The organism is Paenibacillus tyrphae (genome assembly GCF_027925525.1).
GTDB classification, from domain to species: domain Bacteria; phylum Bacillota; class Bacilli; order Paenibacillales; family NBRC-103111; genus Paenibacillus_G; species Paenibacillus_G tyrfis_B.
Genome location: NZ_BSDJ01000059.1, coordinates 1 through 13575 on the forward strand (window position 1 = coordinate 1; position 13575 = coordinate 13575).

Consider the following 13575-nt stretch of genomic DNA (forward strand, 5'->3'; position numbering starts at 1 on the left):
CCTTCGTTGCAAAACCTAATGCCAAGTCGGTTCTCATCCGGTTTGCTGTCGGTGGAGAGGATTCGGCGTATATGGATCTGGATACTGTATCGTTTAAAGAAATATAGCGACATCATGCTGTAAATGCACGAGCTTAGAAAAAGTTTATTTTTAATAAGAAAAATAGCGCCAAAGTACTGCTTATTGTCGATTTTGCTTCCAATGCTTGGATTTCCAATAAAGTTGTTGAACTTACGGACCCTACTTCTGGATACGTCTCGCTCAATATGGATGGTACCGTTCCATCGAATGCGACTTCGGCAACAATCAGTGTAGCAATCATTGGAACTGGTAATGGAGGGAGGGGAACAGCGTATGTAGATTCTATGAGCTTTAACTAGCATCGTACGCACCCGGTAATATCTGCGACGCATCTATTTACAAACAGTGTTAAGGAGCCAAACCATGAAAAAACTACTAAGACATGTCTTGTTATTCACTCTAATTGCTCAAACGCTATCCCCTGCGGCATTAACTTACGCTAATGAGGAAGCGGTAGCAGTTCCAACTACGAATCAAGCTGCAACCAAAGAAGTTCTAACCATCGAATGGTTAAGCCGAAAATACAATGTACCTGAAAGCAGTCTATTAAATGAATTAAACAAAGGATATTCCATGCAGGATATCCATTCCGCTTTGCAGACAAGGACAGAACCGAACCAACCTCTTGAAGAGATACTAAAAAAAATAAATCCGGACGTTGATGCGCGTTTTCAGAAAATGGACTTTGCACCGAAGAGGCCTGAACAGGAAAAAGCCACTATGCCTCAGGTTCCACTGATTGATGTGATGGCAGCTACATATGGCAATATACCCTCAGTCTCTAATGTATCAACGATTACTTACGGCAATTTCTATCCATCGGTTTTCGATAGTACTTATTCCAATTCAAGGCAGAAAAGGTCTCTTTTCATTTCCGATAGTCTTGATTCGTATTCCAAGACTTATGACCAACTGGCCATGTCACGTCAAAATCTGAAAATGAATACTGCTCCTTTCTCTGTATCCTCTGTTCATGAAAATGTATCTCTGGTAAGCGGTTCTCTTCAGGTGCAAGCGACGGATCTGGTTCTGCCTGGCAGAAATGGACTTTCATTTGCATTGACCAGAAAATACGATAGTGCGGATTCCATTTACTACGACAAGGACGTCTATTCAGGAAACCCGTACACAGCGAGATATTACCCTGCTCTCAATGTTAGGCTTTATCATAAATACACAGGAATGCCGGTTCAGTATGCGAATGCTTCGCAGTTTTTTTTCGACCCTCACTATTACAAATCCATCTTGGAATATTTGGGCGACATGAGGGCTTGGTTTTTTCCCACCAGGTACCCGGAAACATGGGAACTTGACAACCGTGTGAAGGAACAGCTTGAGAGGGATTGGCCCTACGTGAATCCTGATGATCCCAATAGTTTACCGTATATGTCTAATGATGATGTGACTCTTAAAGGGGTTCCTTTTGTTGCCAGAGCCTATACAACGGGTTATGTTCTCAGTGATCCCATGTATCAACCCAGTTTTTCTTCTCAGCCAAGATATGTCAACAAGACGACAGAAAAAGCGTATGAAAATCGCTTTGCCATTGGAAAAGGGTGGAGCTGGGATATTCCGTATATAGAGTATACAAACAATAAGATGATCGCTCATCTTTTCGGAGGAGCTTCCTACGAGATTGAGAACAGTCAGTTGAAGGGATATCCATGGAAAGATATTACGTTCGCTTATGATGATACCGTTACGGTGAACAACTTAAAATCAACCATTGTGCTCAAATATTTGAATGGTCAAAAACATTACTTTTCCTATGACAAGCTCATTCAAATATCCGATGCTTACAACAATACCATTCAATTCGAATATCAGTATAACTCTTATGGTTCAGTGTTATCGAAAGTACGGGATGCCCTGGGCAATGAAATAAATATTACGTACTCCGGCACGGAGGTGATCCTTACTTTGGGGGATCAGACCGTGAAATACGAAAAGCAGAAAGATCCGAGAGGGAATAAAGAATTACTATCTGCCGTAACGGATGCCGAGAATCGAAAAACGCAGTATAGCTATGAAATTGCCCTAGCGCCGTTTGATTTGGTGAATGATAGCCGTAAAAAAGAGAATTATGCCGCTTTGCTGAAACAAGTGCAGCATCCAACCAAGGCCCGCACGCAATATGAGTACATTTCATCGGACCGCAAGCTCGGACCTATAGCCAAAGAAACAGTCTACCGTGTTAAATCAAGAGAAGATATTGCTACCTATACCGATGGAAGCGAAGAAAAGTACAATTATGTGAGTTATGACTACCACAACGAAGACGGCGCTGAAGTTCAGCAAAGAACGTACTGGTTCTCGACAACCGTCAATGACGGAAGAAAAGAGACCACGTATAGCTATAAGAAAGAATACATCGACGATAAGACGCCCGAAGTCATTTATAATACCATGATTAAGCAAGTGAGCGGTGCAAAGCAGTTTGAAGATATTATGGAATATAATGAAGCAAAGCGGTGGCCGTCTCCAATAAAAGTAACATCCAAGATCAAGGTTGGAGAAGCTGAAGGAACTGCAAAAGTAGTCACGAAGTCGTATGATGATTACGGTAATGTGCTTACCCAAACGAATCCGGACAATGCGACGATAACGTACACCTATCATCCGACGACACACTGGCTTGAATCGGTGACACAGCCGGTCAATGCTTACTTGTCTCGCTATACCCACTATGTGCGGGATGATCAGAAGGGCAGTGTGTTACAGGTTACCGACAAAGACAACAATGCGAATGGCGCATTGAGGGCACAAGTCAACGTTAGTTATGACGCTTTTGGGAATGCAACAACGGTGACGCTCAAAGACGATGCTCGAAATATAGTCATAAATAAGGAATATGGCCCGGCGTACAATCAAGGGTTCGTAACCAAGCTATGGTCTACAGTAACGGATGTGGATGGAGCAGGTTCGACAATTGAGCAAAAGGCGGAGTACAACAAGACAACAGGTAAAATTACAAGATATATCGATGGCAAAAATCACGCTACATCGTACTTGTATGACAAGCTTGGACGAGTAAAAGAAGCCACTTTCCAAGACGGAAGCAAAGTGACGATGTCGTATGATGATGCGAATAACAAGATCACGTCTGTAGATCAAACCGGCGTCACTTCATTTGTACAATGGAATGCCCTTGGGATGAAAACATCGGAAGGGACCGTGGGGAGCGGAACAACTTCTTATGGATACGATCCTTACGGTCGTCTGTCTTGGAGTCGGGATGCGTTGTCCAACACAACGACCTATGGATATGATGCTTGGGACAGGAGTATTCGAACAACTTATCCCGATGGATCTGCTTCAGGTGTTGAATATGACGATGTCAATCACACCGTAACAATGGCAGATGCTGAATCGAACAAGACGAAAGAAACTTACGATATATTAGGCCGTGTTACGAAGAAGGAATGGTTGAAACAAACAGGAACGGTTCTTCTGTCAAGTAATGCATACGATTTTGCTGGAAACGTAACGTCTAATGTTGATGGCAACAACAACACAACATCGTATGCCTACGATTTATTTAACCGTCTTGTTTCTGTGACTAACGCTAAGTCGGAAACGACAAAATACAGTTATAATATGGCGGGTAAATTAGTTCAGACGGAATATGCCGATGGAAACAAAATTCAGAAGCAATACGATGAATTGGGTCGCCTAATAAGAAAAATCGATGCGTTAGGGCAAAATGAAAGATACTATTATGATGTAAACGGAAATGTAAAAACATATATCGATCGAAAAGGTCAGACAACGAGCTACGGCTACAACGTCCGTGATCAATTAACCAGCAGTGTGACCGGAAGTGAAACGGTTTCTTATGAGTACGATACCGCTGGACGACGCACAGCCATGCAGGATGGTACAGGCAGAACACAGTATGGTTATAATAACGTTGGGCAACTAGCTGCAGTCACATATCCGGATGGAAAGAAGGTTCTATACGTATACGACCCACAAGGGAATCGCACGCAAATGACCGATCCATTTGGTTATGTTATGGCATACGGGTATGATAGCCGTAACCGTCTGAAAGGCGTAGGTCCAGCTATTGCCGACTGGGATGCAAGTTATGATTATAAGAAAAATAATTTGTTATCCAACGTAACCCAGCGTAACGGAATCGCATGGAGCTATACACTCGATGGCGCCAATTTGCTGAATCTTACGCAAACAAGGTATGGCGCGCCTGTGAATTCGTACGGATATACGTACGATAATAACGGTAACCAGACAAGCAAAAACGAGAATGGCCAAGGGAATACGTTCTCCTACGATAAGCTTGACCGGATTGAAAAATCCAGTCAATTTAATGAAGCTTATACGTACGATACCCGCGGCAACCGTCAAACGATGCAGAGCAGCAAGAGCATCGATATGAGCGGAGCCGGTTACCGGTATGATGATCGCAACCGACTCGCTCAAGTGACAACAGATGATGGTAAAAACGTCTCCTATCGTTATAATGGGGATGGGATGCTCTACGAGCGGACGGAGAATGGACAGACGACGCGCTATTACTATGACGGAGCGAATATGATTGCTGAGGGAACGGTCAGCAACGGCACCGTGACGATGAAAGCAAGATATATCCGTGGTGGTAACGGCTTAGTAGCCCGTCAAGATGCTGGCGGCACCAAAGCATTCTACCTTCACAACGGTCATGGAGATGTTGTAGGATTAGCGGACGGTAATGGCAATGTCATTAACCGATATACTTATGACATCTGGGGTAATCCGCTTAGTACATCGGAGCAAGTACCGCAGCCTTTCCGATACAGCGGGGAGTTCTGGGATAGCAGTACGAATTTGCAGTATCTGCGCGCCAGATGGTATGATCCGAGTGTCGGCAGGTTTATAAACGAGGATACGTATGAAGGGGATATAAACAATCCGCTGAGCTTGAATTTGTATACGTATGTGCATAATAATCCGTTGACGAATATTGACCCGACAGGAAATTATTGCGTATCCGCTGATGGAAAGAATGCCCATGAAGGTGACTGTAACACAGCAGGCTCCATAAATTTAGGACATGACGATAAATGGACTGGTCATGCAGTTGTTGAAAATGGAGAGCTTAAGAGACTCGTTGGTGTCTCAGGTTCCGAAAATTATTATAAAAAAAATCATGTGAAGATGACTTTAAACGTCGATAACCTAAGGGAAAAGGGGACTGTATTCAACGGGGATACAAGTTGCTCAGACTGTGCAAGATTATTACCAGTTTCTGAAGACCCAATCGCTCAAACAATTTTAATGGTAACTCCAGCGGGTACCACAACTCGCGCCGCAAAAGCTGCTGAAGAAACCGGGGAATTAGCATTAAAACTAGACTTGCAACTATTTTCCCAAGGAAGAAATATTAAAATGCTAGACGATAAGTTTTTGAAAAAGAATGGTTTTGACGCCCACCAAATAAAAGAAGAGTTTGTCGGTGGGAAAATTTCTAGATATGATTTATATGTAGATAAACTAACTGGAGAAATTCTTATATATTTAAAAGGTGGTAAAGGAGTACCAATAGAAACCGGAATGCATATAAAATAAGTAGGTGAAAAAAATGAACAAAACTAATGTTTTGGTTAAATTCATTATAACCGGAGATCGTTTCCCAATCGATGAAATAACTGAGAAGTTAAAAGTTCAGCCAAAGGCTTTTTTTCTAAAAGGCCAGAAAGGAAAATATGTTGAAAGAAAAGAAACCAGTTGGTATATTAGCACTGAGTATGAGGAATCGTTAGACATTAATGACCAACTTAACAAAATCATTGATTTATTAATTAATCGAAGGAACGAATTGGTAGATTTAAAAATCAAGTATCAACTAAGCTATTTATTTAGCATTGTAATTAATATTAAGGAAAAACAAGCACCAGCAGTTTACCTTGAACAAGATGTTATTGAATTTGCTAATTATATAAAAGCAGAATTTGATATAGACCTTTACATTTCTTAAAGTTTTAACTTCAACCACAATACGATCGTGTTGTGGTTTTTCTTTTTACCCAGACATCGCGAAAAATTACCCAAAACGTGCGCGCGGCAGAACATGAAGTATTATTTTCGAAAACTATTGACTAATTAATTAGCCATATGATATCTTAATATCACAGGTTGGCTAATCGATTAGTCTTGATGGGGTGTGAAAGAAATGATAGGACTTCAATACATAGTAAAAGTGTACAACGGCACGTATAAGAAATTGGCTGAAAAACTGGACATTGCTCCACCCACCATCATGGCGTGGTTAAGCAAGAAGAGGCCCATTCCCAAAGCGAAGCTTGAAGCACTTTCTAAATTATTTCAAATTGAAGAAGAACTATTTACAAAGGAATTAAATGAAGTTGAAAAAATTCAAATTCAATTGGAATATTTCAGGAGATTATCGAAGCGGGATTCTTTTGAAGTGCCAGATTTCTTTACGGACGATGACGGAGTTCAGCATGAATATATGGTTTGGGTCGATCCTTATGAAGATACACGCAGAATGCTCGCCAAGGACCTACAAATTGAAACCGTCATTCTTAATTTGCGTTCTGCCCTGTATGATGAGCTTTATGAGGATGATTTTTATAAAGGAAGCCCACTACTGGATACGCTGGAGCGTGTATCCGAACTATTTGATGAGAACGTACCGGAGAGTTTAGACGCAGATGAGCAGGTGAAATGGACACAGAGGCAAGATAAAAGGATGTCTGCGCTTCGATTCTTGGTTTACTATTTGGTGGTACCAATGTTTGGGTCTGGTCAATTCCAAAGAGGGAGTGATGCGATTGACGACGATATTTATGATCTGTGTGTGAAACATGATCTGCTTAGCAAGAAGGAACGAAGAAATAAAGCCGAGGAAGGTGACATATCATGACCAGTTCATGAATCATGTTCTTATAACATGCCGAATCTTACCCAAAATTTTGGGATTGAACACATCAACTCATCACGAAAAGGAGAGATTGCCTATTGTTTGATACCATCATCATGAAAACATGTCCTGTTTATCCTAATCTTGAATCTGTAGCCGCTGAAAAAATTGCTTATCTGGACAAGGGTACAACTTATAAAATTAAAGACAGCCAAATACCGTATATCAAATATTACGACAATAGCAGAACCCTCGTTTTGCAGGTATCCATCCCCAAATTTCTCTACGGTAATAATGTAACGATTCTTCAAGAAAAGGACATTCCCCTCTTCTTCCAAAGGTTACATGAACGCTTGTACGAGTTATTTCAAATTGAAATGAAAACGGAGGATTGGTCTGGAACGGAACGATTGGACGTATGTTGGAATTTTCAAGTTGGATATTTAGTAAGCGACTATGTACGAGAAATACATAAATTGAAACTTCCGTACATGAAGCCATATTCTTATGGACATCTGGAAACGGCTGGACATAAAAACGATAGCAGGGAAACGATATTTTACAACAAACAATTAGAATGTCTCGATAGCAAAGAGTCAAAGGAAATCATTGACCAAGCTCAAGGGATTCTACGTATGGAGATTCGGCCAAGCTACAAGGAAATGAAGAAATTTTCTCCTAAGCGTCATGCGGTTGAGCTTCTAACGAAAGAATTTTTCATCCAAATGACGGAAGCAGCTTTAAAGCCGATCCAGTTTACAGAAGCGATAGAAGGAATCCCTTTTAGTTGGTTAAAATCTCAACCTTACGACATTCGCCAGATTGAAAGTGTATTAGGATTTAAACTATTGCAAAGTCAATTCACCGAAACCGAATTAAAGCAATTGTACAGGTCAGGAACTTATGACAATAGACGGGGATTGGCTCGCAGAATCACTTTCCCAAGTCAAACAAAGCTAGCTCCGCTCAAGATTGATTATGCAAATTTAGGTTAGAAGTGATCCTTTTACATACGATTGTTACGTCTGCGATAGCGATAACAATTTCATACATAATCGGTTAAAAGTCCAGAAGAAATAAGGCTTTATAGGGCTTTAGCGATATCCAAAATCATCATACATAAAAAGAGTGCAATTTAAAGAAACAAAGAGTAATCCATACATAACGCAAGAAAACTTGATATTATTCCGATTAAAACGCTATGAAATAACGATTTTATCTTCTTATGGTGTCCGGGCTGGTTTACATTATTTGAAGGCTTCGTTTTAGTTGTATGACGCATAGCTGTTTTGGTCACATTGAGAGGCTATTTAAATTAACGATGCAATTTATTTGTTTGTGGATTCATTGTCATCTTCCATTACCAACAGTTCATGTAATCCAATATCTAAAGTTTTGCAAATATGCTCAAGTGTTTCGAAAAACGCCGTGGTCACATTATCCTGACATAAACGATTTATAGTATTTGGACGGACGTTCATTAAACGAGCTAATTCTCTTTGAGACATCCCGCGTTCAGCAAGTATTTCCTTTAACCTGATTCGAATTGGCATTCAGCTATTCCTTCCATTACAGATTATTTTCACTATACCACAAAAAAACATTGTGTGAAACGCATGTACGTTATATAATGTACCTCAAGTGAGTTACGTAACTAATGTGCGTTACAATAATCTGAATTTCTGTAACGGAGGGAACATTCAATGAATGTCATCGGCTATGTTCGAGTCTCAACAACAGGACAAGCGAGAGATGGTTACAGCTTGTCGTATCAACGGGAAGAAATCGAAGCGTATTGTCAGCAGCAAGGATGGAACCTGCTTCATGTGTTCGTGGATGAAGGAATCAGCGGTGCAAAAGTAGACGAGGACGCTTTGGAAGTAGACCGAGAAGGATTCCAGAATATGCTTTCCCTCCTCTCTACTCGTTCTATCGCTCATGTTGTCGTCCTGAACACGAACCGACTGTGGAGAAGCGATATCGTCAAAGTTTTGGTCCATCGTGAATTTAAGAAATACAACGTTGACGTGAAATCCATTGAACAACCGACATACAGCATCTACAAGAAAGATCCTTCGGATTTCTTAATCAATGGCTTGATGGAACTATTGGACGCTTACCAACGGCTTGAAATCGCCATGAAACTAGGCAAGGGACGCAATAAGAAGGCCAAGGAAGGCGGTTATGCAGGAGGACGTGCTACATTCGGCTATAAAGCTAAGAAAGGTTCCAAAGTCCTCGTCATCGATGAACAACAAGCGGTCATTGTGGAGCGTGTCTTCGAATTAAAAGAGCTATTCCCCCAATGGACATTATCCGAAATTGCATACCAATTGAACCTTGAAAACTACAAAACGCAGCAAGGCAAGGCATTCACCAAAGTACAGGTCAAACGAATCCTTGATCGTCGCAGCTTTTACAGCGGCATGTACCAATATGCTAATGTGGAAGCTATCGGCAAGCATCAGGCTATCATATGAGGGGAGGCAACATGAATATGAAACTTACCCTTATGAACAGATTGGATGCCGAGGAAAGAGAACTGATGCAGCAAATTCAAACGTATGAAGCTTGCACGATGGCTGTCTTAAACATGGCAAGCGATCAAATAAGGCCATTACATAAATTTGCGGTGGAAGATATCGTTTCAAGCCTCCACCGAATGACCGTTGAGCTTCAAACGGAATTACTTCACTTAAGGTTAGAAAAGGCACTATGCCAACCATCGAAACATTAAACAGGGACATAGATGGAGAGTAGGTTATTGCTGGCGTATCTTTGCGGTTTGTCCGCTCGAACTAAGGATGCAAGCCTACTCATCCGCGTTGTCCATTCGCTGAGTGATTACTCATGGGTTGGAAATATGCTTACGTATCGTTGTGGCTCGTCCACTTGTAGTCAGGATGCAGGTCTAACTCATGAGTAAGGATTCAACCAAAAACAACAGAGGAGTGAAGCAGTATCGTACAACAAGACAAATTCATTTATGTGGGCATCGATTTGCACAAACAGCATCACACAGCGGTTTTTATCGATTGCTGGAATCAGAAATTAGGCGAAATTAAGTTTGACAATAAGCCGTCTGCCTTCCCTTTGCTTGAGAAGGAAGTAAAGAAGCATACGAAAAAAGGGCTATCCGTTGTTTACGGGCTGGAAGATGTCGGTGGGTTTGGCAGAGCATTGGCGGTCTACTTGACGGAGAATAAATGTTGGGTGAAAGAAGTCAATCCAAAGCTTTCTACAGCAAGGCGTAAGAGCCATATTACCGTACAGAAGTCAGACAGTTGGGATGCCGAATGTGTAGCAAGAGTGTTGAAAGATGAATTGCTTCAATTGCCGGATGCCAGACCGATTGATTTATATTGGGCCATAAGCCAGCTTGTCACACGAAGAAAAGGAGTTGTAAAAGTCCTTTCGGGCTGCATCAAAAATTTGCATCAGCAATTAGGCTATCATTATCCAAGTTATAAAAAATTCTTTTCCGAAATTGACGGCAAAACGGCTTTGAGCTTTTGGGAGACGTACCCTTCTCCAAGGCAGTTAAAGGATATGGAAGAAGCAACATTAGCCGAATTTCTAAGAAGTCATAGCAATAATGGATTATCTCATAAGAAAGCAGCACAAATTCTGTCCCTCATTGAAGCGGACGGAGATACATATCGAGATTTTCAGGACAAACGTGATTTCATTGTACAAAGCCTTGTCCGAAGCATACGTTTTAATCAGCAGGAATTAGCCCAGATTGAAGAAGAGATCGGAGGGCTGATGAAGCAATTAGGCTTCCAATTGGAGACGATGACAGGCATTGACGTAGTTACGGCGGCTGAACTGGTGGCCGAGATTGGCGATATACACCGATTCGCTACCCCTGATAAATTGGCAAGATTCGCAGGGATTGCGCCGATTATATGCGGTTCAGGGAACAAGGTCAGGAACTACAAGAGTAAGCAGGGGAACAGGGAGCTTCACGACATCATCAGGAACCTTGCGATTCGTCAGATTGCCGTAACACGTAACAAGAAAGAGCCGCGTAATCCTTATTTTCATTCGTATTATGAGCAGAAGCTAACAGCAGGAAAGACGAAGCAGCAAGCCATTGTATGCATTATGCGTAAGCTGGTCAATGTGGTCCATTATTTGATGAGAACGAAGGCAGCATACATAACTCCAGAAGTATCCATAAAGCAAGCAGGATGATATAATGATAGTTGGGCGGCAATTGGAAACAGTTGTTGCTCTTTTAATTAGATGGGCCGCTTTATCAACTAGGATACTAGTGAAGGAGATATAAATAATCCGCTGAGTTTGAATTTGTATACGTATGTTGGAAATAATCCATTAACTCGTACTGACCCGAGTGGAAATGCGTGGATAAGCTATAATCAGGCTGCTTACCTTGCAAATACAGGGGCAACGAGTGCGGGGAATTATGATTGGGCAGTAAATTATGTAATGCAGAATTCATTCTTAGATGAAAATGAAGCTAAGTACCTTTTAAATACAGCTTTGCAAGATGACGGAGAAGGCGCTTGGGCAAAAGAGAGGATACAAAAAGAATCAAGAGCTGACTGGGTTCTAGGTGTAAACCGTTCAATCGCTAAAAATATCGAGAATTCTTCTGAAGAAGTACAATTTATGGGTGAAGTGGGACCAATCTTGGGTGGCATGGGACCGGGTGTGGGTAATATTGGTGCTGGCGCGAAAACTGGAGGAAAAAGCAAGAATAATATGAAATACGATCCTGAGGCTACTGGAGAGCACTCAACGTATAAACGTGACGCTAATACTGGGCAACTATGGAATAAGTCTGACCCTAGAAATCCGAATCCATTCTCTCCAGGAAAAAGATACGATGGCCAAGGAGCAGGTCATTATAATAAACAAACTGGCGAGATGGTTGACACACCACATGTTAATGACCCGAATGTTCCGGGTGGTGTAAGAAAGCCTTACCCTTGGGAGATTCCTGGAAAACCATAATAAAGAGGTGTTTTATTTGAGTAATATAGAATGGTTACAGCAGTGGTATTCTGAACAATGTGATGGTGACTGGGAGCATGGATTTGGAATTAAGATTGATACAATTGATAATCCAGGATGGTACTTACAGGTAGATTTAACAGATACCCCTTTGTTAACAAAGGGATTTAAAGATTTAAAAATTGAACGGAATGAAGATGACTGGCTTAGTTGTAAGGTTAAAAATGATACATTTATCGGTGTAGGTGGTCCTTTAAATTTAAATGAAATTTTAAGAATCTTTAGAGAGTGGGCTATGAATTAAATAGAAATCATTTGTTAGCCATGACGTGACTAGTTCTTGCGTTATGGTTTTTCTTTTACTCTCTTCCTTCCTGCCACAACATCAACAGCACGAAAAATCACTCAAAATGTTTGCGCGGCGGAAGATTATCGGAACGATTGTTGGAAGCGACGAAAGAGAAATACTTACTAAATCCCCTATATACAGACATCATCTGCTAAAGGTATAATTTAGTAGGAAAATTTTCATGAGCCTATAGAACTAATTACAGTTTGATGTTTTGGGGGATAATTTAATGTACATTTCCGATCACAGCAAAAAATTGTTTTACATGATTTGTTTAAGCTTAGCAATAATCTTAATTTTCCTTCCTAATAGTGAATCTAATGCCTCTACAAATACTACGGAGTATAACTACGATAACTCAGGGAGATTGATATATACCGACACGAATAATGGAATGGCCATTATCAATCGCTATGATAATGCAGGCAATCTTATTGTTAAAAAAGTAGTAAAAATCCCAAGTGTCGAAGCGCCAGCGGAAGTGAGCCTATCCAATGCTTCATATGACGTATACGCATATGGAATAAAGAAAGACGCAACCTCCGTAAGCTTCCCTACATGGACAGAGGCGAACGGAAACGATGATCTGGAGAATCCATGGGTTCAGGGGCAGAAAGTAAGCGAAGGGGTATGGAAGGCAACGGTTCCTTTTAGCAAACATAATAATGAAACAGGCCTTTACGATAACGACGTATGGGTAGATGGCAAGTTTTTTGGCGGGGCGAAGACGATGGTCAAAGAAACTACGTCCTTACGGGCTCCGGAAAAAGTAGAGTTCAAAGCCGGTTTTTATGAGGTGGTTCTTGAAGGCGTTAGCGATCAAGTACAGCGAGTGACGTTCCCGACGTGGACGGAAGCGAATGGACAAGACGATATCAAGCATGTGGAGGGCCAAAAGCAGGCAAACGGAACTTGGAAAGCGACAATCCCTTTTAGCGAACATAACTACGAGACAGGAATCTATACCACGCATGCCTATTGTTACGATCAGTACGGCAATAGTATAGGAATCTGGGGAGCGAGTATTCAGGTTGTTCCAGGTGTCGAAGCGCCAGCGGAAGTGAGCCTGTCCAACGCTTCATATGACGTGTACGCGTACGGGGTAGCGAAAGGTGCGACCTCCGTAAGCTTTCCTACGTGGACAGAGGCGAACGGAAACGATGATCTGGAGAATCCATGGGTTCAGGGGCAGAAAGTAAGCGAAGGGGTATGGAAGGCAACGGTTCCTTTTAGCAAACATAATAATGAAACAGGCCTTTACGATAACGACGTATGGGTGGATGGC

At 41.5% G+C, this 13575-nt stretch carries 11 protein-coding genes; 10 read left to right on the forward strand and 1 reads right to left on the reverse strand.

The genetic code is table 11. From position 1 onward, the window contains the following. Window positions 1-444 precede the first annotated feature (444 nt). The 4 genes from QMG93_RS34645 to QMG93_RS34660 all read left to right on the forward strand — a co-directional run bounded on the left by QMG93_RS34645 (window position 445) and on the right by QMG93_RS34660 (window position 7956). Window positions 445-5646, forward strand: a complete 5202-nt coding sequence (locus QMG93_RS34645) for an RHS repeat-associated core domain-containing protein (RefSeq protein WP_281944457.1) — start codon at window positions 445-447, stop codon at window positions 5644-5646. Window positions 5647-5659: 13 nt separating this feature from the next. Next, the gene (locus QMG93_RS34650) at window positions 5660-6055 is read left to right on the forward strand and encodes a DUF4279 domain-containing protein (protein WP_281944458.1); all 396 of its coding nucleotides are present in this window, start codon (window positions 5660-5662) and stop codon (window positions 6053-6055) included. Window positions 6056-6250: 195 nt separating this feature from the next. Further along, window positions 6251-6964 carry a hypothetical protein gene (locus tag QMG93_RS34655; RefSeq protein ID WP_281944459.1) on the forward strand — a complete coding sequence of 238 codons (714 nt, stop codon included), beginning with the start codon at window positions 6251-6253 and terminating at the stop codon, window positions 6962-6964. A 95-nt stretch (window positions 6965-7059) separates the two neighbouring features. Continuing rightward, complete coding sequence (locus QMG93_RS34660) at window positions 7060-7956, forward strand: hypothetical protein (protein WP_281944460.1); 897 nt, start codon at window positions 7060-7062, stop codon at window positions 7954-7956. Between the two features lie 333 nt (window positions 7957-8289). Here QMG93_RS34660 and QMG93_RS34665 read toward each other — a convergent pair whose 3' ends face one another. Further along, entirely contained in the window at window positions 8290-8514 is a 225-nt protein-coding gene (locus tag QMG93_RS34665) for a helix-turn-helix domain-containing protein (protein ID WP_082420287.1), read from the reverse strand. A gap of 150 nt (window positions 8515-8664) precedes the next feature. Here QMG93_RS34665 and QMG93_RS34670 point away from each other — a divergent pair, with 150 nt between their 5' ends. The 6 genes from QMG93_RS34670 to QMG93_RS34695 form a co-directional block, all read left to right on the forward strand. After that, entirely contained in the window at window positions 8665-9441 is a 777-nt protein-coding gene (locus QMG93_RS34670) for a recombinase family protein (protein WP_281944461.1), read from the forward strand. A gap of 11 nt (window positions 9442-9452) precedes the next feature. Further along, window positions 9453-9698, forward strand: a complete 246-nt coding sequence (locus QMG93_RS34675; RefSeq protein ID WP_281944462.1) for a hypothetical protein — start codon at window positions 9453-9455, stop codon at window positions 9696-9698. A gap of 224 nt (window positions 9699-9922) precedes the next feature. Beyond that, window positions 9923-11158: an IS110 family transposase gene (locus tag QMG93_RS34680; protein WP_281944466.1), complete on the forward strand. Its 1236-nt coding sequence runs from the start codon at window positions 9923-9925 to the stop codon at window positions 11156-11158. A gap of 114 nt (window positions 11159-11272) precedes the next feature. Next, window positions 11273-11941, forward strand: coding sequence for a hypothetical protein (locus QMG93_RS34685; protein ID WP_281944463.1), 669 nt, complete (start codon window positions 11273-11275; stop codon window positions 11939-11941). Between the two features lie 16 nt (window positions 11942-11957). Beyond that, complete coding sequence (locus QMG93_RS34690) at window positions 11958-12245, forward strand: immunity 53 family protein (RefSeq protein ID WP_413789370.1); 288 nt, start codon at window positions 11958-11960, stop codon at window positions 12243-12245. Window positions 12246-12519: 274 nt separating this feature from the next. Beyond that, a partial coding sequence (locus QMG93_RS34695) for a GBS Bsp-like repeat-containing protein (RefSeq protein ID WP_281944465.1) occupies window positions 12520-13575 on the forward strand: 1056 nt, incomplete at its 3' end.

Excerpts from the sequence above, each read along its gene's own strand:
- QMG93_RS34650 (WP_281944458.1), top strand. The coding sequence starts at position 5,660 with ATGAACAAAACTAATGTTTTGGTTAAATTCATTATAACCGGAGATCGT.
- QMG93_RS34665 (WP_082420287.1), bottom strand. The coding sequence starts at position 8,514 with ATGCCAATTCGAATCAGGTTAAAGGAAATACTTGCTGAACGCGGGATG.
- QMG93_RS34655 (WP_281944459.1), top strand. The coding sequence starts at position 6,251 with ATGATAGGACTTCAATACATAGTAAAAGTGTACAACGGCACGTATAAG.
- QMG93_RS34675 (WP_281944462.1), top strand. The coding sequence starts at position 9,453 with ATGAATATGAAACTTACCCTTATGAACAGATTGGATGCCGAGGAAAGA.
- QMG93_RS34670 (WP_281944461.1), top strand. The coding sequence starts at position 8,665 with ATGAATGTCATCGGCTATGTTCGAGTCTCAACAACAGGACAAGCGAGA.
- QMG93_RS34645 (WP_281944457.1), top strand. The coding sequence starts at position 445 with ATGAAAAAACTACTAAGACATGTCTTGTTATTCACTCTAATTGCTCAA.